Raw genomic sequence first — 18,146 nt, forward strand, 5'->3', positions numbered from 1 at the left:
GTCGGTACCCGGGCTTAGGCTGACGAACATGGGCGACTTCGAGGTGATCCGGCGCACGACCATCGCTGCCGAACCGGCGCGCATCCACGGCTACATCGACAATTTCCACCAGTGGCTGCTGTGGTCACCGTGGGAAGACGCCGACCCCCAGCTGGCCCGCACCTACACCGGACCCGATTCCGGCGTCGGCGCGCGCTACACCTGGCGCGGCAACCGTAAGGCGGGCGCGGGCGCGATGGAGATCAAGGCCGACGCCGAACAGGAGATCGGGATCGAGCTCACCTTCGAGAAACCGTTCAAGGCCACCAACTTCGTCACCTTCACCCTCGTCCCCAGCGGCGCGAACACCGAGGTGAGCTGGAAGATGACCGGCACCCACAGCGGCCTGATGGGTGTGCTCGGCAAGGTGTTCCCGATCGACAACATGATCGGCAAAGACTTCGACAAGGGCCTGGCCCGGCTCAAGACACTCGCCGAATCCGCCTAGCCCGCACCCCGGGGCTAGGCTGCGATCCATGGCAACAGCAGCGGAATGGATCGAGGGCGCCCGGCCGCGGACGCTGCCGAACGCGATCGCGCCGGTCCTGGCGGGCACCGGCGCGGCGGCATCGATCGACGGGGCCGTCTGGTGGAAAGCGCTACTGGCGCTGGTCGTTTCGGTGGCTCTGATCATCGGGGTGAATTACGCCAACGACTACTCCGACGGCATCCGCGGCACCGACGACGTGCGCGTCGGCCCGCTGCGCCTGGTCGGTTCGAAGCTGGCCTCCCCCACCGCGGTCCGCACCGCCGCGGTGCTCAGCCTGGCCATCGGCGCGGTCGCCGGCCTGGTGATCGCGGTGACCACGGCCTGGTGGCTGGTGCTGATCGGCGCGGTGTGCCTGGCCGGTGCCTGGTTCTACACCGGCGGCAGCAAGCCTTACGGCTACAGCGGTTTCGGCGAGATCGCGGTGTTCGTGTTCTTCGGCCTGATCGCGGTGCTGGGCACCCAGTATGTGCAGGCGCTGCGGGTCGACTGGGTCGGGCTGCTGCTGGCGATCGGTGTCGGCGCGTTCTCCAGCGCGGTGCTGGTGGCCAACAATCTGCGAGACATCCCCACCGACACCGAGTCCGGCAAGGTCACTCTCGCGGTCAAACTCGGCGATGCCCGCACCCGCACCCTGCACCTGATCCTGCTGGCCGTGCCGTTCGCGCTCAGCCTGGCGCTGGTGGCCCGCACGCCGTGGGCGCTGACCGGACTGCTCGCGGTCCCGCTGGCGATCCGCGCCAACGCTCCCGTGCGCTCCGGCGGCAACGGGCTGGAACTGATTCCGGCCCTCCGCGATTCCGGGCTGGCGCTGCTGGCCTGGTCGGCGCTGAGCGCGCTGGCTGTCGGCCTGGGCTGAATCCGACGCGCCTGTGCGCCACGGGCATCTGGTGTCCAGCCGCCGTCAGCCGCACGACCCAGTGGCCGTGCTGACACCAGCCACCGCGCAGTCCTGCGCCGACGCGGCTGACCGGGCACGCCAGATCGGAGCCGCAGACCGGGCCGCCAGGTCAGGGCCGCCAGACCGAGTCTCAGGCCGGAGCCGATAACGGCCGTTCCGGCTCGGTGACCGACCGCTGCGAGGGGACATGCGCCCGGATCAGCTCGGCCAGATGACGCCCCGTCCGGTCCAGCGGTTCGGTGCTGCGCTGGGCCAGCGACATCACCACCGCGCCCTCGATCGCGGCGATCACCGTCGTCGCCAGTGACAGCGCGGTCTCCGGCGCGACCTGTTCGGCTCGCAGCCGGGCGGCCAGCGCCTGCTCCCAGTCATCGAAGGCCGCACCCGCCGCATCGGCGGCTTCCGGCGCTTCCGAACGGCCCAGCGCGGCGGCGACGATCGGGCAGCCCGCGAGGAAATCGCTCGATTCCACGACCTTCTTCCACGCCTCGGTGAACGACGCGATGGTCGCCTCGGGATCGGATCGGCGGCCGAAGGTCTCGATCACGCCGGTCATCGCGCAACCGGCCACCCGGGTCGCCTCGGCGATCAGTTCGGACTTGCCGCCGGGGAAGTTCAGGTAGACCGTCCGGCGGGAGATCCCACTGTGGTCGAGCAGCCGCGTGACCCCGGTCCCGGCCACACCGTAGCGGCGCACCAGGTCGATCGCGCTCTGCACGAGTCCGTCACGCGCTGCCATCGGTGTCCTTTCGTCCGCCCCTGATTGAAGTATACCGATCGGTGTACTACCGTTCAGGCAAGTACACCGATCGGTGTACCCGGATCGGAGGAGTCGACGATGACCGCCCTGAGCGACCCACTCGCCCTGCCCTGCGGCCAGGTGCTGCCCAACCGGCTGATGAAGGCCGCGCTGAGCGAGGGCCTCGGCTCACCGGAATTCGGGCCCGACGAGCGCATCGACCGGCTCTATCAGCGCTGGGGCGCGGGCGGTTTCGGCCTGATCGTCACCGGCAATGTGATGGTCGACCGCACCCAGCTCGGCGAGCCGGGCAATGTCGTCGTCGAGGACGAGCGCCATCTCGCCGGCCTGCGCCGCTGGGCCGAGGCAGGCAAGGCGGGCGGCGCCCGGATCTGGATGCAGATCAACCATCCCGGACGGCAGGCCAACCCGCTCGCCTCCAAGGCCCAGCCGGTCGCGCCGTCGGCGATCGCGCTGGACATCCCCGGCCTGCCCACCCCGCGCGAACTCACCGATGCCGAGATCACCGACCTCGTGCGCCGCTACGCCACCACCGCGCGCGTCGCCGAGGCCGCCGGTTTCGACGGCGTGCAGATCCACGGCGCGCACGGCTATCTCGTCTCCCAGTTCCTCTCGCCGCTGGCCAACCAGCGCACCGACCGCTGGGGTGGTGACGCGCCGCGACGCGCCCGCTTCGTGCTCGAGGTGGTGCGCGCGATCCGCGCCGAAGTGGCGGATTCCTTCGCGGTCGCGATCAAGCTCAACTCCGCGGACTTCCAGCGCGGCGGCTTCACCGAGGACGAGTCACGCGCGGTGATCAGCTTGCTCGCCGCCGAACGCCTGGACCTGATCGAGATCAGCGGTGGCAGTTACGAATCGCCCGCGATGATGGGCAGGCCGGTCACCCGCTCGGCGAGCACCGCCGCCCGCGAGGCGTACTTCCTCGACTACGCGCGCTCGGTCCGGGCGCTCGCCGGGTCGGTGCCACTCGCGGTCACCGGCGGTTTCCGCACCCGCGCCGCGATGGACGAAGCGGTCGCCGCACAGGAATGCGATGTGGTGGGCCTGGGCCGCCCCAGCACCCTCGCGCCCGGCGCCGCGGCCGAACTCCTGCGCGGACACACCACCCGGCTGCACTCGCGCCAGATCTCCCTGCGGCTGCCCGCCGCGCTGACCACCCTGGCCGCGGTCAAGGCCGTCGAAGGTGCGCTCGACCTGCAATGGCACACCGACCAGCTGCATCGCCTCGGCGCAGGCCAGGACCCGGATCCCGGCCGCACACCGTGGTTCACGGCGGCGACCATGCTCCAGCGCAACGGCCTCGACGCGTTCCGCAGCAGGAGGAGTTCGGCCGCGCGGCCGAAGGATCCGGCCCTGCGCAAGTTCGAGATCGAGCGCGCCGTCGGGCGCTATCTCGCCAATCCGGCGGTCCGCGCGCTGGGCCGGATCGGCGTCCGCACCTCGTTCGCGACCGAGCTCGAGACCACCGGCCGCAAGTCCGGGCAGACCAGAGTGGTCCCGGTCTCGGTCGCCTTCGACGACACCGGCGCCTGGGTGATCAGCCAGCACGGCACCCGGTCGGGCTGGGCGGCCAATATCGGCTCGGAGCCGAAAGTCCGGGTGCGGCAGGGCGATCGGTGGCGTACCGGTGTCGCTGAGCTGCGCCCCGGCGACGACGTGGTCGCCCGGGCCCGCAGCTTCGCACCGAACCCGGTGTTCGCCGGCCTGACGGCGGCGACCTTCCGCACCCTGCAGAGCAACCCGGTCTCGGTGCGGATCACCTTCACCGACTGATCGGCTAGTCGCCGTCGGGCACCAGGATGCCGAGCACCCAGTTGACCAGGGTGATGATGACCCCGCCCCACAGCGCGGCCCAGAAGCCGTCCACGCGCAGGCCGTAGTCGGTGAGCTCGGTGATCTTGGCGGTCAGCCAGAGCATGCCCGCGTTCACCACCAGCAGGAACAGGCCGAGGGTGAGGATCACGAACGGGAGCGACAGGAGTTTCACGATCGGCTTGATCACGGCGTTGACGGCGGTGAACACCAGCGCGACGATCACGATGACCAGGGCCTTGCCCCAGTTGCCCCACTCCTGCGACCAGTCCGGCGGCACGAAGATATCGATCTTGTCGATCCACGCCGCCGCGGCCCAGATGGCAACGGCGTTGATGATCAACCGAATTGCTAGCTGCATACCCGCCATGCTAAGCCGGGAATCGGACATCGCGGCGGGTCTGACACACACCCGACACGGAATTCACGCTGCGCGGTCGAGCATTCCGTAGATATCGGCGCGCAGGGCACCCACCGCGGCACTGCCACCGAGCAGTTCGGTGGTCGCCGGTTCGCCCGCGCGCAGAACGCCGAGCAGCAGATGCGCGGAACCGATCTCGCGGTCCTTGCGGTGCACGGCCTCGCGCAGCGCGAGTTCCAGGGACTTCTTGGCCACCGCGGAAAACGGGATGTGCCCCCAGGTGCCTTTGTGCCGGCCGAACAGGCCCCGCTTGCCCTCCGGTTCGGCGCGCTCCCAGGCCTCGGGGCCGAAGTTCTCGGTGATGCTGGCCTGCACCGCGTCCAGGTCGATGCCGATCGAACGCAGCGCCTCGGCGTCGTCGGGGCCCAGCGGGGTCGTGCCTGCGAGGGTGGCCCGGACGTCCTCGGTGGTGATGCCGCGCGCGGTGAGCACCGCGGCGAGACCCGGTTCGGCATTCGCCAGGACGCCGAGCAGCAGGTGCTCGGGCCCGATGCGCTGCGCGCCGAGTTCCTTGGCGTCTTCCTGGGCCACCACCACGGCCACCCTGGCGTGCTTGCTGAATTTCTCGAACATCAGCGGGTCCCACCTTTCCGGTTGTGTTTCTGATGCACCGCTTGCTTGCTGACCTCGAGCGCCTCGGCGATGGCCTGCCAGGACCAGCCCGCGGCTCGCGCGTTGGCGACCTGGATGGTTTCGAGCCGGTCGGCCAGCCTGCGCAGGGCGAGTACGGCGCGCAGGCCGACGGCGGGATCGGGATTGCCTGCCGCGGCGGCGAGGGTTGTCGCATCGGTCATGACGTCAATTTTGATTGACGAAACCGGTCGTGTCAACAAAAATTGACATCGCTGAGCGCGAACAAGCGCGCGAACAGTGGTGTGCGGAAACTCAGCCGCGCCAGCGACCGGTGGCGGCGAACTCGTCGAGCACAGTCGCCGGGCCAGACAGGTCGAGATGCTGCGCGGCGACCCAGGAGTCGTCGAAATACGTTCCGGCGTAGCGATCGCCGCCGTCGCACAGCAGCGTCACCACGCTGCCGCTGCGCCCCGCGGCCATCAACTCGGCGATCAGGGCGAACGCGCCCCACAGGTTGGTGCCGGTCGAGCCGCCCACCCGACGGCCGAGCACCGTGCTGGCATGCCGGGCGGCGGCGATCGAGGCGGCGTCGGGCACCAGGATCATCCGGTCGACCACCTGGCCGATGAACGAGGGCTCCACCCGCGGCCTGCCGATCCCCTCGATCCGCGACGGCATGCCGGTCTCGTACCCGGCGTCACCGGTCTCGTAGCCGCCGAAGAAGGCCGAGTGCTCGGGGTCGACCACGGCCAGCTTGGTGGCATGCCTGCGATAACGCAGATAGCGGCCGATGGTGGCGCTGGTGCCGCCGGTGCCCGCGCCGACCACGATCCACTCCGGCACCGGATGGGTCTCCAGCGCCAGCTGCTGGAAGATCGACTCGGCGATATTGTTGTTGCCACGCCAGTCGGTGGCCCGCTCGGCATGGGTGAACTGGTCCATGAAATGCCCGCCGGACTCGTCGGCGAGCCGTTTGGCCTCGGTGTACATCTCCGGCGGCCGCTGCACGAAATGACATCGGCCACCCTGGGCTTCGATCAGCGCGATCTTCTGCGGCGAGGTGCTCGCCGGCATCACCGCGACGAAATCCAGGCCGAGCAGCTTCGCGAAATACGCCTCACTGACCGCCGTCGACCCCGAGGACGCCTCGACCACCGTCGTGCCCTCGCCGACCCAGCCGTTGCAGATCGCGTACAGGAACAGCGAACGTGCCAGCCGGTGCTTGAGGCTGCCGGTGATGTGGGTGGACTCGTCCTTGAGGTAGAGCTGCACCGGCCAGTCCGCTGGCAGCGGGTAGCGCAGCAGGTGGGTGTCGGCCGAGCGCTGGGCATCGGCGTCGATCAGCCGGACGGCATTGTCGACCCAGGCACGCGGGGCGCTGTGGTCGACGACCTTCACGCGGCCGACCCGTCGTCGTCACCTCGCAAGCGGGCCCGCAGTTGCGCCTTGTCCTGCCTGCGCCGGGCATCGACGATCGCGATGTCCTCGTTCACCTTGGTCCGCAGCGACTTGAACAGGGTGAGCGAGAGCGGCATGGCGACGATCAGGGCGAACAGCGCGGCGACGATTATCGGGATATCCACCCCGATGAGCGCGGCGACGCCGATGATGATCGCAGCGATCACCACCACGAGCCCCATGCGGGCCAGCGTGTAGAGCGCCAGATTGCGGAAAAGCCGCTTTCCCGCGCCCGAACCTTGCTGACCAGTTGCTTCACTCACGCCAACAGCCTAACCCCGCCACCGGGCGGCTCGATGCGGCCCCGTTCGCGGCTTTTGTCTATTACTTCCCCTTTACCAACAGTAGGTGGTTCGACTAGGTGGGGGTCGCAGTGCGACGATGACGCCATCTGATGAGGGAACTGTCGAGAACGGAGAGGTTAGCTATGACTGCGATCACCGTCGGCGGCCAGGACACTCTGCTGACACCAGGCCAAGTGGCCGCCATGTTCCACGTAGACCCCAAGACCGTCACGCGGTGGGCTCATGCGGGCAGGCTCGGTTCGCTGCGCACGCCGGGCGGACATCGCCGATTCCGCGAGTCCGAAGTTCTGCAGCTGCTCAGGTCGCTCACCACCGAGGCAGCTCCGCGCTGACCACGGCCGGCGGCGCGAGCCTGTCCTGGGCTCGCGTTTGCCGGAAATTTCCCTTCCGTTGCGGATGTGCACACGGCGCGGACACGGCTACCCTCGATAGCAGGAGGTGAGCGACGTGACGTACCTGTTGGCACTCATCGCGATCGTGGCCGTGGCGGTGTTGTGCTGGAAGGCGTTCGGTCCCGAGAAGCCCCATCCGCGCTCCACGCGACGACCGGTCCTCGGCCCCGACGACGACCCGGAATTCCTCTGGCGCCTGGGCAAACAGCACCGCGACGATTCCGGCGATCTCTGACACCCTTCGTGGCCTGCTGTTTTCCGATGTCCGGCTCGGCATGATACCGAGCGGTCGGGATGAATAACGCGTTCGTGAGATCCCGCACATACCCCGGATGCGGCGCGAAAAACCTGGATAGATAACGTATTCCGGTGATCGATGTGCAGCAGGGTTCCATTCCGACCACTTGGCGCGCGGCCGACGGCAGCGCCGTGACGTTCACCGAAGCACGGTCGGCGTGGACTCGGGCAGCACACGAAGTGCTGGCCGACACCGCGACCCGCTTCAACAACTTCATCGTCAACACCGAGCTCGCGGAGCTGGTCCAGGAAGAGTCCGGGATCCGCACCCAGGTGAAGTGGCAGCACTGGCTGCCGGTGGTGCTCGACCGCGTCGCCGAGCACTGTCACAAGAACAACGAGCCGCCGCTGAGCGCGCTGTGCGTGCGCCGCAACCAGACGGTCGGCACCGGCTACCGCTACATCCTCGAACTCGCGGGCCTGCCCATCCCCGACGACCTCGAGATGCATGCCGCCGCCGCCCGCTGGCAGTGCTACCAGCACTACGCCACCGACCTCCCCGCCGACGGCGGCCTACCCACCCTCCCCCCGAAGGTCGCCGCCGTCCGCCAGCGCACCTCCCAGGACCTGGCCACCACCGAAGCCGCCGAAGCAGTCGAGGCCAAACACACCGCCACCTCCCGCCGCAGCGTCACCATCCCCAAGCCCGAACCGCTCCGCAAACCGGTCTGCTTGAACTGCCACGTAGAACTCCCAGCCAACAAGATCTGCTACTACTGCTGATCCGCGATCACCCGACAACAAAAGCCCGGAAGCTCCTTCGAGCCTCCGGGCTTTCGCCGTAGCCGGGTCAGGTCAGGTCAGACCGGCGTAGCTGTGCAATCCGCTGATCACCATGTTGATGATGAAGAGGTTGAACAGCATCGCTACGAAGCCGGCGATGTTGATCCAGGCGGCTTTGGTGTCGCGCCAGCCGGAGGTGGCTCGGGCGTGGAGGTAGGCGGCGTAGAGGACCCAGGCGATGAAGGAGCAGGTTTCCTTGGGGTCCCAGCCCCAGAAGCGGCCCCAGGCGGCTTCGGCCCAGATGGCGCCGAGGATGACGCCTGCGCCGAAGAGGGGGAAACCGATGATGGTGGTTTTGTAGGCGAGCTGGTCGAGGGTGCGGGCGTCGGGGAGGCGGCGGGCGATGGTGCCGAAGATCGAGTTCGACTCCTCGCCCGCGGGCTGACGCATGCGGTAGAGGTAGAGCAGGCTGGCGACGCCGGAGACCAGGAAGACACCGCTGCCGATGCTGACGATGGTGACGTGGATCGGCAGCCAGAACGAGCGCAGGGCCGGGACCACGGGTGCGGCGTCGGCGTAAAGGATCGTGCCGGCCAGGAACATCAGGATCAGCACGGGCACCAGCAGGAAGGCCCACATCGCCCGGTAGCGCTGGTCGCGCAGGAAGATCAGGCCGATCACCACGGCGGCCGCGGTGGCCATGGTGGTGAACTCGTACATGTTGCCCAGCGGGAAACGGTGGGTCGCGAAGCCGCGCAATACGATCGATCCCACGTGCAGCGCCGCGCCGACCACCAGCACCGAGAACGCCATATTGCCGAGGCGTTCGGACAGCGGCTTGGCCGCGGGGGTCTCGATGCGGCCGGGCATGCCCGGATCGGCGGGGGCGCCCGCGGTGACGAGCTCACGCACGGCGACCTGCTTGGCGCGCGCCGAGGCGTACTGCACGATCAGCAGGACAGTGGCCAGGGCGTAGATCGCCATCGCCGACATGAAGGCGAAATCGCTGTATCGCGACAGCGTCTCGTCGATCTGCATCAGTTCTCCGCTCCCAGCAGCCGTGCCCGTAGTCGGTCGAATTCGCCGCCCCAGCCCGCTTGATCGCTACGAGCCAGACCACCCATCTCTACTACGGTGCGTCGTTGGTCCACGGTACCTGCCCCGCTCTCGGCCGGGTAGGCCCGCACCCAGATCCGGCGCCGCTTCACCAGCAACGACACCAGCAGACCGGCCATCATCGTCAGCGCGCTCACCAGCACCCACTGCTGGGCCGGATCGTGCGAGACCTGCAGGTTGACGAACTCCTCCGCACCGTCGAAGGTGACCTTCACCCCGCTCGGCAACGTCGTCGACTCGCCCGGACGCAGGTTGACCCGCGCCTCCTTGGTGAGCCGCCCCTGCCTGATCATCTCCGGATCCAGCGCGAACAGCGACTGCGAGCGGCCGGTGTCCAGGCCGGTGTTGCCGCGATAGATGTCCACCGCGACGGCCGGGTCGTCCATCTTCGGGAACGCCGAGGTGAGCAGGCTGCCGTGGAACAGCGCCGTCGGCGCGAACAGGCCCTCGATGGCGATCTGGTTCTGGCGGCGCTCCTCGTCGGTGGCGTACATGCCGCCAGGCGGGTCGAACCGCAGCACGCCGCTGGACAGGAAGGTCTGGGCGTCGTCGGGGCGCCACTGGATGGTCTCGGTGCGGGTCTGCCCGTCCGGGTAGGTGACGGTGAACGTCGGCGCGAACCCGTGACCCTGCAGGTAGACACGGTCACCGGCGACCCGCAGCGGATGGTTGACCCGCAGCTCGGTGCTGCGCCAGGTGTTCGTCTTCAGGTCCTGACCTGCCTGGTATTCGATGTTCGAGGTGAACATCTCGGCCTGGCCGGTGGGCAGGTAGTCGGCCTTGAAGTCCTTGACCTTCACGCACAGCGGCGTCATGCCGGTGCCGTCGTTGGTATTGCCCGCGCGGAACGAGTCGAACACCGCGGGCGAGGTGGTACAGAAGCCCGGACCGTTGTTGGCGATCACGATGACATTGCCCTCGTAGCCGAACAGCTTGCCCAGCGCGATCGCGACCAGCAGCCCCACCAGCGACAGATGGAACACCAGGTTGCCGAACTCGCGCAGATAGCCCTTCTCGGCCGAGAGGGTGACCTCGCCGTCGCGCCGGCCCGGCCGCACCTCGGTGCGCCAGCCACGCAGCTGCCCGCGGATCCGCTCGACGAGTTCGGCGGCGTCACCGTCGACGGTCTCGTCGGCGTGGTGGGGCAACCGGCCGAGGTTGCGCGGCGCGGCCACCGGCGGCGTGCGCAGCGCCTTGTAGTGGTCCCAGCAGCGCGGCAGGATGCAGCCGACCAGCGAGATGAACAGCAGCACGTAGACGGCGGTGAACCAGAAGCTGCCGAACACGTCGAACAGTTCGAACCGGTCCATCCACGGGCCGAGCGTCGGCCGGTCGGCGATGTACTGCTCGACCTTCTGCGTGTTCAGGCTGCGCTGCGGGAGCAGCGCGCCGGGGATGGCGGCCAGGGCCAGCAGGAACAGCAGCACCAGGGCGGTGCGCATGCTGGTCAGGCCGCGCCAGGAATTGCGGACCAGGGCCCAGGCCCGGCCCGGCAGCGACTGCCGGACGGGCGGAGTGGGGGTGGTCGGCGCAGTGAGTGTGTCAGTCATCAGATCGGGAGAGTCACCTCGGAGACGAAGGCGTCGCGCACCCAGCCGACGAACTGGTCCCATGCCCCCGTGACCAGCGCGACGCCGACGGCGACGAGCAGAACACCCCCGATTACCTGGATGGTGCGCGAATTGCGCCGCAACCATCCGACCCCGCGCAGCGCACCCGCCGACCCGAACGCCAACACGACGAACGGCAGGCCGAGACCGAGGCAGTAGGCCACGATCAGCACCACACCGCGCGCCGCGGTCGTGCCCTCGGTGCCCGCGGACACCGCCATCACCCCGGACAGCGTCGGGCCGAGGCACGGCGTCCAGCCCAGCGCGAACACCCCGCCGAGCAGGGGCGCGCCCGCGATGCTGGTGAGCCTGCGCGGTTCCATCCTGGTGTCACGCTGCAACGCGGGCACCAGGCCGATGAACACCAGACCCATCAGGATCGTCACCACACCGCCGATGCGCTGCAGCAGCTCCCGGTTGACGTTGAGCGTCTGGATCACACCGAACACGGTGGCCGTGGCCAGCACGAACACCACCGTGAACCCGGCGACGAACAGCCCGGCGGCACCGGCCACCCGCACCTTCGCGCTCCGGCGCTGCGCGGTGAGGGTGCCCGCCTGCGCGGCAGTGGCCGGTGGCGCCTCGGCCCCGACCAACCCGGCCAGATACGACAGATACCCCGGCACCAACGGCACGACACACGGTGAAGCGAACGACACCAGGCCCGCCAGCAGGCAGGCTCCCAGCGCCAGCAGCAACGGACCCGATGCCGCGGTCTGCTGGAAGGAATCCCCGACTGCGGCGAGCACCATCACTCGGTGGCGCCTGTGTCCTCGTCACGCTGCTCGTCGCGCGGCAACGACAGGGTGCGCTCGGTCTCGGCCGGTTCGGACGGACCGAAATCGAACAGGCCGGCCCCGGCGACGCTGCGCGGGACGGTCGCGATGCCCGCCCAACGATCGTCTACGGTCCAGCCCGCTCCCATCCGGCGGGCACCCTGGCGGGGGCGACACGCGGTCAAGTTTCCGGGACGACGACGGCTCACTGCTTCTCCTCGGCGGCGATGGTCTCGACCACGGGCTGCAGGTCTTCGGCCAAGAGCGTGCGAAGGAAGACCGCGGCGACCCGGTGCTGACGATCCAGAATCAGCGTGGTCGGAATGACACTGGTGGGAAAGTTTCCGCCGAGGGCGAGCAAGGTTCGCATCGACGGGTCGTAGATGGACGGGTATTCGATCTCGTTGTCCACCACGAAGTCCTGGGCTTTGTCGCGCTGGTGATCGCGGACATTGATACCCAGGAACGCGACGCCCTTGTCTTTGGTCGCCGCATAGACTTTTTCGAGCGCGGGCGATTCGGCGCGACACGGGCCGCACCACTGCCCCCACAGATTCACGACCACGACCTGGTTCGGGAAATCATCGACCGAAACGGTCTTCCCCTCGTGCATCAGGTCGGGCCCCGAGAGCGTCCCGATCGTCCCGCGGGAGGCGGGCGGATCGTATCTGATATCGGTTTTACCACCCGGTGAGACGAATTCGAAGGTGCCGCCGCCGGTTGCCACCGCATCGGTACCCGTCGCGCAACCGGCCACCGCGACGACCACCAGGGCCGACAGCGCGGCGGTCACCGCCCGCAGCCGATGGCCGCGGGCGAATCCCGGAATGGTCGAGCGAGTCATGCGCCGTGTACCGACGGATCCGACGCGCCCGCTGGCTCGGAGTAGACGATGTCGACCAGCGTATCGCCGTGATAGACCAGCGAGGTCAGCGAGGCGAGCGAGCACTGACGGTTGCGCGGGTCGTGCCAGAGGCGCTGACCCTGCAGGAACCGGCGCAGCGTCCACACCGGCAGCTGATGCGAGACCAGTACGACCTCGTGTCCGGCCCCCTCGACACGGGCCTTGTTGACCGCGGCCAGCATGCGATGGGCGATCTGCAGGTACGGCTCGCCCCAGGACGGGGTGAACGGGTCGCGCAGCTTCCACCAGTGCCGAGGCTTGCGCAGCGCGCCGTCACCGACGGATACGCGCAGGCCCTCGAAGGTGTTGCCGGCTTCGATCAGGTTCTCGTCGGTGCGCACGATGACGTCGTGCGCGGCCGCGATCGGGGCCGCGGTCTCCTGGGCGCGTTGCAGCGGGGAGGCGATCACCAGCGAGACGTCGTGGTCGGCCAGCGACCGCGCGACCGCGCCTGCCTGCGAGCGGCCGGTCACCGACAGGCTGAAGCCGGGCAGGCGGCCGTAGAGGATGCCGTTGGGATTGTGCACCTCGCCGTGGCGCAGCACGTGGACGATGGTCTCCACGGTCGACGAGTCGTCGTCGAGGGCGGGCGGCGCGGCGGCGGGCGCCGGGTGCGGCGCCTCGGCACCGTCGGCCGGTGTGGCGAATTCTGCGTCGGGCTGGTCGGAGCTCACGCTGTGGATCCTTCGGGGGTTGCGGCCGCGGCCGCGAGGGCGGCGGCGGGCAGAGCGGCGGCGATACGGTCGAACGCGTCCTCGTCGAGTGCCGCGGAGACGAACCACGCTTCGAACGCGCTCGGCGGCGCGTACACGCCCGCGTCGAGCAGGGCGTGGAAGAAAGCGGGGTAACGCCAGGTCTGGCTCGCCTTGGCGGCGGCGTAGTCGGTGACCGGGCGCTCGGCGAAGAACACGCTCACCATATTGCCTGCGAACTGGACTTGGTGCTCGACCCCTGCCTCTGCCAGGGCTTTGGTCAGCAGCGACCCGAGCCGATCGGCATTGCGATCCAGCGCCGCGTACACCGCGTCGTCGGCGGCGCGCAGGGTCGCCAGACCGGCCGCGACCGCGACCGGATTACCGGAGAGCGTGCCCGCCTGATAGACCGGGCCGAGCGGGGCGAGATTGTTCATGATCTCGGCGCGACCGCCGAACGCGGCGGCGGGCAGACCACCGCTCATCACCTTGCCGAAGGTGTAGAGGTCACCGGCGACACCCTCGCGGCCGTACCAACCGGCGGCGCTGACGCGGAAACCGGTCATCACCTCGTCCATGATCAGCAGCGCGCCGTTGTCGTGCGCCAGGGTGCGCAAGCCCTCGTTGAAACCGGGCAGCGGCGCGACCGCGCCCATATTGCCCGCGGCGGCCTCGGTGATGACGCACGCGATCTGACCGGGATGCGCCGCGAAGGCGGCGGCCACGGCGGCGAGGTCGTTGTAGGGCAGCACGATGGTGTCGGCGGCCTGGGCGCCGGTGACACCCGGCGAGGTCGGCAGGCCGAGCGTGGCCACGCCCGAGCCCGCGTCGGCGAGCAGCGCGTCGACGTGGCCGTGGTAGCAGCCGGAGAACTTGACGATCTTGGATCGGCCGGTGAAGCCGCGGGCCAGGCGCACCGCGCTCATGGTGGCCTCGGTGCCGGAATTGACCAGCCGCACCCGCTCGACCGGGTCGACCCGGGCGGCGATCGCCTCGGCCAGCTCGATCTCGGCCTCGGTGGGCGCGCCGAAGGACAGCCCGCCCGTCGCGGCCCGCTGCACCGCCTCGACGACCGCCGGGTGCGCGTGCCCCAGGATCATCGGGCCCCAGGAGCAGACCAGGTCGACGTAGGAGTTGCCGTCGGCGTCGACGAGGGTGTAGCCGTTCGCCGAGGCGATGAACCGCGGCGTGCCACCGACCGAATTGAACGCACGGACCGGGGAATTGACACCACCCGGGATCACCGAAGCGGCCCGCTCGAAGAGCTGAGCGGACATCGGTACCTGCGACGGACTGGCCTTGGCCGCGCGCGGAGAAGAACTCACGGATTCCAGTCTCTCAGCTCGCCTCGGCGCGCCGGACGACAGGGTGGAACACAGTGACCCAGACCGCAGCGACTTACCGGCGACACGCCCGACACGCCGCCCGGCGTCCGCTACGCTGCGGGCTGCTTCGCCAGTCCAGCGGTTCGGTATCCGATTTCAGCGGGAGGGTTTTTCATGCGTTTCGGCGTCACCAGCACTGCCCTTGGCACCGGGTTCGTCGCGGCCGGGATCGTCGTCGGCGCGGGTTCGGCCACCGCGTTCGCGCCGCAGGTCCAGCCCGATCGGCTCGGCGTCGTACTCGATCACCAGGAGACCGTCGCCCTCGCCGGCGGCCCGATTCCGGCGGTCACCGCGATGTTCGTGCCCGCCGACCGGATCGGCGCGGGCCTGCACCGCGACACCACGCTCCACCGGGACGCCGCGGGCGGTATCCACGCCACGCTGCGGCAGGTGGTGACGGAGGCGGCCGGACATCCGGACGGCACCGTCACCGTCTACCTCAACGCGCCGGGCACGCGCGGTGGGCGCGTGTTCGACATCTATCAGCAGTGGAATTAGGTGTACATGCAGGGCACGTCGGCCGAGATCGTGTGCAGCTGGCACATGATGCTGTTGTAGATCGCGCTCGAGCCGGTCAGCGGGGCGAAACCGTCGGCGGCCGGCTCGGCGTAGGGAGTCAGTGGCACGCCGGGGGCGGCCTGGGCGGGGCCCGCGGCGGCCAGGCCGAGCGCCAGCGCCGCGGCGGCGGTACAGATTCCTGCGGTCAGTTTGGTCATCGGTGTCCTCCTCGATGTGTTCCGAACCCCAACGCGCACATCGGAATCCGTTTCACCTAGTGCATCGGTTCGACCGGCCGCAGTGCTACAGATCGCGCGGCGGCGGCCCGCGCGGCGGCATCGATCACCAGTGCACCGGCGATGATCACCAGCGCGGTCGCCAGCACCAGCAGCGGCGGCACATAGCGCACGGCCTCGAAACCGGGGTGTTCGTCGGTCCCGGCGAACTCGGTCGTGCGGCGCGCGTGTGACCAGGTGTAGACCGCGCCGGCCAGCACGATCACGGCCAGAACCAGTTCCGACAGCACCGTGACGATCCAGCGTTTCATTCCCGCGATCCTGCCAGGGCCAGGGCGAGCGCGGCCCGCAGGCCGGCGTGGTCGATCGCCCAGGCCTGCACGTATCCGCCGTCGGCCAGGCGCAGGCCGACGCCGCGACGACGCCGGGGCACGCCGCTGAGTTCGCCGAGGGCGCGGGCGTCGGCGGCGTCGTCGTCATCGGCGGGCAGGACTTCGGCGATGTCGGCGACGGGCAGGGTCTGGGTGCCCTGGACCAGGGTGTCGGCAGTGAGCTCGACCTTGGCGTGCGCGCGGCCTGCGATCACCTGCAGCACGGTGAAACCACCGATGGCGACCGCACAGAAACCGAGGGCGAAGCCGTGCACGATGCTGCCGGTGAGCCACTCGATCAGCACGATGGCCGCGCAGAGGGCGGGACCGTAGGCGACCGCGCGCCAGTGCGCCCCGGGTTCGGAGAAAAGCATCACGTCGTCGCCGCGCCGCAGCGCGGGATCAACCGACAAGACTCGGCAGCAGGACGAGAGCGATGGTGACGACCACGAGAAGAGCCATCAATCCGATGACCAAACAATCGCGTCGCAGGCTGTGTGGCTGCTGGATCACCACGCGCATCATTGCCTCCGCTCAGTGTGACCATCCTCACCATACACTGTGGCCGGTCAGTGACCAAAGACGCTGGTGCTCAACCCGGAGTTCACCGTTTGTTCAGCTGGAAATACCGGGACGAATCCGGCCGGAAGCTCAGATACGCCGCACCGGCGGCGAGGACGCCCTGCACGATCGCCGTCGCGCCACTGACCAGCGCCGCGGCGCCGGCGACCATCGAGATGTTGAACATCGTCGTGACCGCGCCCAAGGCCAGCCACACCGCGGCGACGGTCAGCAGCACGCGCGCCCACGACTTGCCGCGCCCGAGCTGGTGGGCGATCAAGGCCGTGACACCGCACAGCACCAGCCCGATCAGGGCCGTCACCCCGAATCCCGCCAGGATCAGCGCGTCGACGGTGGCCGCGGTGATGTTCGGATCGGTCTTGCGCATGTCGTCGAGGAACTGCTTGCTGAGGTCGCCGCGCTGCCCGTACATGCTGATCACGCTGGCGATGGTGTAGACGACGCCGAGGCCGGCGACACCCCACCACAGTTGCCGGGCGGTGCCCACATCCTCCGGCATCGGCAGGGGTTCGGGTTTGTTCGGTGGAACGATCACGACAGCCAGTGTGCGGCCTCGGTCGCCCAATAGGTGAGCACGATGTCCGCGCCCGCCCGCCGGATGCCGACCAGCGATTCCAGCACCGCGCCGCGGCGGTCGATCCAGCCACGCTCGGCGGCGGCGGTGATCATCGCGTACTCACCGGAGATCTGGTAGGCGGCGACCGGGACCGTCGAGCGGTCGGCGACATCGCGCAGGATGTCGAGGTAGGACATCGCGGGCTTGACCATCACGATGTCGGCACCCTCGGCCAGGTCGAGCTCGAGTTCGCGCAGCGATTCGCGGCGGTTGGCCGGGTCCTGCTGATAGGTGCGGCGATCGCCTTCCAGCGACGAGCCGACGGCCTCGCGGAACGGGCCGTAGAAGGCCGAGGCGTACTTGGCGGCGTAGGCGAGGATGGCGGTGTCGGTGCGCCCGACCGCGTCCAGCCCGCGCCGGATCGCGCCGACCTGGCCGTCCATCATGCCGCTGGTACCGAGCAGATCGGCGCCCGACTCGGCCTGCGCCAGCGCCATCTCGACGTAGCGGTGCAGGGTGGCGTCGTTGTCGACCGCGCCGTCGGTGCCGAGGACACCGCAGTGGCCGTGGTCGGTGAACTCGTCCAGACAGGTATCGGCCATGACCACGGTCGCGTCGCCGACCTCCTCGGCCAGCGCGCGCAGGCCCCGGTTGAGAATGCCGTGCGGATCGCTGGCCTGGCTGCCGGTCGCGTCCTTGTCCTCGGGCAGCGGGACGCCGAACAGCATCAGCCCGCCGACGCCCGCGGTCACCGCTTCGACGGCCGCCTTGCGCAGCGAGTCCAGCGAGTGCTGGTACACGCCGGGCATCGAGCTGATCTCGCGCGGCTCGTCGAGCCCGTCGGCGACGAACATCGGCAGCACCAGGTGCCGCGGCTCGAGCGTGGTTTCGGCGACGAGACGACGCAGTGCGGGGGTCCTGCGCAACCGCCGTGGGCGGTCGAAAGCGGTCATAGACCGCAGAATACGCCTCTGCGCCGAGCGCGGTTTCGGCACCTATACGGGCTCGCCCTCGCGCGGTAACCCGCCCAAGATCGACTCGAACGCAGCAAACACCTGGGTCGGTCCGGCCGAACCCCCACTAGAGCACACGGCACCGACAACCGGGTGGCGGCGACGTGCGGGGGACGGCTCGATAACATCGAATCCCACTGGAAACCAACGGCTTCCACGAGCGAACGGCGAAACTTGTCGGACCCCCTCGATATAATCGAAAGCGTGTTCGAGGGTTCCCGACGATCGGGGGCGGGACC

The 18,146-nt window shown here is 69.1% G+C and carries 25 protein-coding genes; 7 read left to right on the forward strand and 18 right to left on the reverse strand.

The genetic code is table 11. The features are described from left to right. Positions 1 to 28: 28 nt before the first annotated feature. On the forward strand, positions 29 to 487 hold the full coding sequence (locus tag ACFXK0_RS13805; protein ID WP_379410487.1) for an SRPBCC family protein: 459 nt from the start codon (positions 29 to 31) through the stop codon (positions 485 to 487). Between the two features lie 28 nt (positions 488 to 515). Beyond that, the gene (locus ACFXK0_RS13810; protein WP_379410488.1) at positions 516 to 1,385 is read left to right on the forward strand and encodes a 1,4-dihydroxy-2-naphthoate polyprenyltransferase; all 870 of its coding nucleotides are present in this window, start codon (positions 516 to 518) and stop codon (positions 1,383 to 1,385) included. Positions 1,386 to 1,557: 172 nt separating this feature from the next. Here the strand turns inward: ACFXK0_RS13810 and ACFXK0_RS13815 are convergent, their stop codons facing one another. Continuing rightward, entirely contained in the window at positions 1,558 to 2,166 is a 609-nt protein-coding gene (locus tag ACFXK0_RS13815; RefSeq protein WP_379410490.1) for a TetR/AcrR family transcriptional regulator, read from the reverse strand. A 99-nt stretch (positions 2,167 to 2,265) separates the two neighbouring features. Here ACFXK0_RS13815 and ACFXK0_RS13820 point away from each other — a divergent pair, with 99 nt between their 5' ends. Further along, positions 2,266 to 3,960, forward strand: coding sequence for a nitroreductase family deazaflavin-dependent oxidoreductase (locus ACFXK0_RS13820; protein ID WP_379410491.1), 1,695 nt, complete (start codon positions 2,266 to 2,268; stop codon positions 3,958 to 3,960). Between the two features lie 4 nt (positions 3,961 to 3,964). Here ACFXK0_RS13820 and ACFXK0_RS13825 read toward each other — a convergent pair whose 3' ends face one another. From ACFXK0_RS13825 to ACFXK0_RS13845, 5 genes are all read right to left on the reverse strand, one after another. After that, positions 3,965 to 4,360: a phage holin family protein gene (locus ACFXK0_RS13825; protein ID WP_379410492.1), complete on the reverse strand. Its 396-nt coding sequence runs from the start codon at positions 4,358 to 4,360 to the stop codon at positions 3,965 to 3,967. A 63-nt stretch (positions 4,361 to 4,423) separates the two neighbouring features. Beyond that, the gene (locus ACFXK0_RS13830; protein WP_379410493.1) at positions 4,424 to 4,993 is read right to left on the reverse strand and encodes a Clp protease N-terminal domain-containing protein; all 570 of its coding nucleotides are present in this window, start codon (positions 4,991 to 4,993) and stop codon (positions 4,424 to 4,426) included. Continuing rightward, the gene (locus ACFXK0_RS13835) at positions 4,993 to 5,214 is read right to left on the reverse strand and encodes a helix-turn-helix domain-containing protein (RefSeq protein WP_379410494.1); all 222 of its coding nucleotides are present in this window, start codon (positions 5,212 to 5,214) and stop codon (positions 4,993 to 4,995) included. The genes ACFXK0_RS13830 and ACFXK0_RS13835 overlap by 1 nt, the downstream gene beginning before the upstream one ends. A gap of 91 nt (positions 5,215 to 5,305) precedes the next feature. Continuing rightward, on the reverse strand, positions 5,306 to 6,391 hold the full coding sequence (locus ACFXK0_RS13840; protein ID WP_379410496.1) for a PLP-dependent cysteine synthase family protein: 1,086 nt from the start codon (positions 6,389 to 6,391) through the stop codon (positions 5,306 to 5,308). Next, positions 6,388 to 6,714, reverse strand: coding sequence for a DUF4229 domain-containing protein (locus tag ACFXK0_RS13845; RefSeq protein WP_379410497.1), 327 nt, complete (start codon positions 6,712 to 6,714; stop codon positions 6,388 to 6,390). Before ACFXK0_RS13845 ends, ACFXK0_RS13840 begins: the two co-directional genes overlap by 4 nt. 164 nt (positions 6,715 to 6,878) lie before the next feature. Here ACFXK0_RS13845 and ACFXK0_RS13850 point away from each other — a divergent pair, with 164 nt between their 5' ends. From ACFXK0_RS13850 to ACFXK0_RS13860, 3 genes are all read left to right on the forward strand, one after another. Continuing rightward, complete coding sequence (locus ACFXK0_RS13850; RefSeq protein ID WP_278261525.1) at positions 6,879 to 7,088, forward strand: BldC family transcriptional regulator; 210 nt, start codon at positions 6,879 to 6,881, stop codon at positions 7,086 to 7,088. Between the two features lie 115 nt (positions 7,089 to 7,203). Further along, positions 7,204 to 7,383, forward strand: a complete 180-nt coding sequence (locus tag ACFXK0_RS13855) for a hypothetical protein (protein ID WP_379410498.1) — start codon at positions 7,204 to 7,206, stop codon at positions 7,381 to 7,383. Positions 7,384 to 7,517: 134 nt separating this feature from the next. Then, entirely contained in the window at positions 7,518 to 8,168 is a 651-nt protein-coding gene (locus tag ACFXK0_RS13860) for a hypothetical protein (protein WP_379410499.1), read from the forward strand. Positions 8,169 to 8,240: 72 nt separating this feature from the next. Here ACFXK0_RS13860 and ccsB read toward each other — a convergent pair whose 3' ends face one another. The 7 genes from ccsB to hemL form a co-directional block, all read right to left on the reverse strand. Continuing rightward, the gene (gene ccsB / locus ACFXK0_RS13865) at positions 8,241 to 9,206 is read right to left on the reverse strand and encodes a c-type cytochrome biogenesis protein CcsB (protein WP_379410500.1); all 966 of its coding nucleotides are present in this window, start codon (positions 9,204 to 9,206) and stop codon (positions 8,241 to 8,243) included. Beyond that, positions 9,206 to 10,834: a cytochrome c biogenesis protein ResB gene (locus ACFXK0_RS13870; protein WP_379410501.1), complete on the reverse strand. Its 1,629-nt coding sequence runs from the start codon at positions 10,832 to 10,834 to the stop codon at positions 9,206 to 9,208. The genes ccsB and ACFXK0_RS13870 overlap by 1 nt, the downstream gene beginning before the upstream one ends. Further along, positions 10,834 to 11,646, reverse strand: a complete 813-nt coding sequence (locus ACFXK0_RS13875) for a cytochrome c biogenesis CcdA family protein (protein WP_379410502.1) — start codon at positions 11,644 to 11,646, stop codon at positions 10,834 to 10,836. The genes ACFXK0_RS13870 and ACFXK0_RS13875 overlap by 1 nt, the downstream gene beginning before the upstream one ends. Next, complete coding sequence (locus ACFXK0_RS13880) at positions 11,646 to 11,819, reverse strand: hypothetical protein (protein ID WP_379410503.1); 174 nt, start codon at positions 11,817 to 11,819, stop codon at positions 11,646 to 11,648. Before ACFXK0_RS13880 ends, ACFXK0_RS13875 begins: the two co-directional genes overlap by 1 nt. 56 nt (positions 11,820 to 11,875) lie before the next feature. After that, positions 11,876 to 12,514 carry a TlpA disulfide reductase family protein gene (locus ACFXK0_RS13885; protein WP_379410504.1) on the reverse strand — a complete coding sequence of 213 codons (639 nt, stop codon included), beginning with the start codon at positions 12,512 to 12,514 and terminating at the stop codon, positions 11,876 to 11,878. Further along, on the reverse strand, positions 12,511 to 13,137 hold the full coding sequence (locus ACFXK0_RS13890) for a histidine phosphatase family protein (protein WP_218716653.1): 627 nt from the start codon (positions 13,135 to 13,137) through the stop codon (positions 12,511 to 12,513). Before ACFXK0_RS13890 ends, ACFXK0_RS13885 begins: the two co-directional genes overlap by 4 nt. A gap of 107 nt (positions 13,138 to 13,244) precedes the next feature. Then, a complete protein-coding gene (hemL, locus tag ACFXK0_RS13895) occupies positions 13,245 to 14,543 on the reverse strand; it encodes a glutamate-1-semialdehyde 2,1-aminomutase (RefSeq protein ID WP_379410690.1) in 1,299 nt (432 codons plus the stop codon). 222 nt (positions 14,544 to 14,765) lie between these two features. Between hemL and ACFXK0_RS13900 the strand changes: the two genes are divergently transcribed. Then, positions 14,766 to 15,149, forward strand: a complete 384-nt coding sequence (locus ACFXK0_RS13900) for a hypothetical protein (RefSeq protein WP_379410506.1) — start codon at positions 14,766 to 14,768, stop codon at positions 15,147 to 15,149. Here ACFXK0_RS13900 and ACFXK0_RS13905 read toward each other — a convergent pair. The 5 genes from ACFXK0_RS13905 to hemB all read right to left on the reverse strand — a co-directional run bounded on the left by ACFXK0_RS13905 (position 15,146) and on the right by hemB (position 17,847). Continuing rightward, on the reverse strand, positions 15,146 to 15,367 hold the full coding sequence (locus ACFXK0_RS13905; protein ID WP_379410507.1) for a hypothetical protein: 222 nt from the start codon (positions 15,365 to 15,367) through the stop codon (positions 15,146 to 15,148). The two genes, ACFXK0_RS13900 and ACFXK0_RS13905, sit on opposite strands and share 4 nt — an antisense overlap. Positions 15,368 to 15,423: 56 nt before the next feature. Then, positions 15,424 to 15,696 (reverse strand): hypothetical protein, encoded by a 273-nt coding sequence (locus tag ACFXK0_RS13910; RefSeq protein ID WP_379410508.1) that lies wholly within the window; start codon positions 15,694 to 15,696, stop codon positions 15,424 to 15,426. Beyond that, on the reverse strand, positions 15,693 to 16,130 hold the full coding sequence (locus tag ACFXK0_RS13915; RefSeq protein ID WP_379410691.1) for a hypothetical protein: 438 nt from the start codon (positions 16,128 to 16,130) through the stop codon (positions 15,693 to 15,695). The genes ACFXK0_RS13910 and ACFXK0_RS13915 overlap by 4 nt, the downstream gene beginning before the upstream one ends. A 230-nt stretch (positions 16,131 to 16,360) precedes the next feature. Continuing rightward, positions 16,361 to 16,873: a hypothetical protein gene (locus tag ACFXK0_RS13920; RefSeq protein WP_379410509.1), complete on the reverse strand. Its 513-nt coding sequence runs from the start codon at positions 16,871 to 16,873 to the stop codon at positions 16,361 to 16,363. After that, positions 16,870 to 17,847, reverse strand: a complete 978-nt coding sequence (gene hemB, locus ACFXK0_RS13925; RefSeq protein ID WP_379410510.1) for a porphobilinogen synthase — start codon at positions 17,845 to 17,847, stop codon at positions 16,870 to 16,872. The genes ACFXK0_RS13920 and hemB overlap by 4 nt, the downstream gene beginning before the upstream one ends. Positions 17,848 to 18,146 lie beyond the last annotated feature (299 nt).

Origin of the sequence: Nocardia sp. NPDC059177 (genome assembly GCF_042755165.1) — a bacterium.
Taxonomy (GTDB): Bacteria; Actinomycetota; Actinomycetes; order Mycobacteriales; family Mycobacteriaceae; genus Nocardia.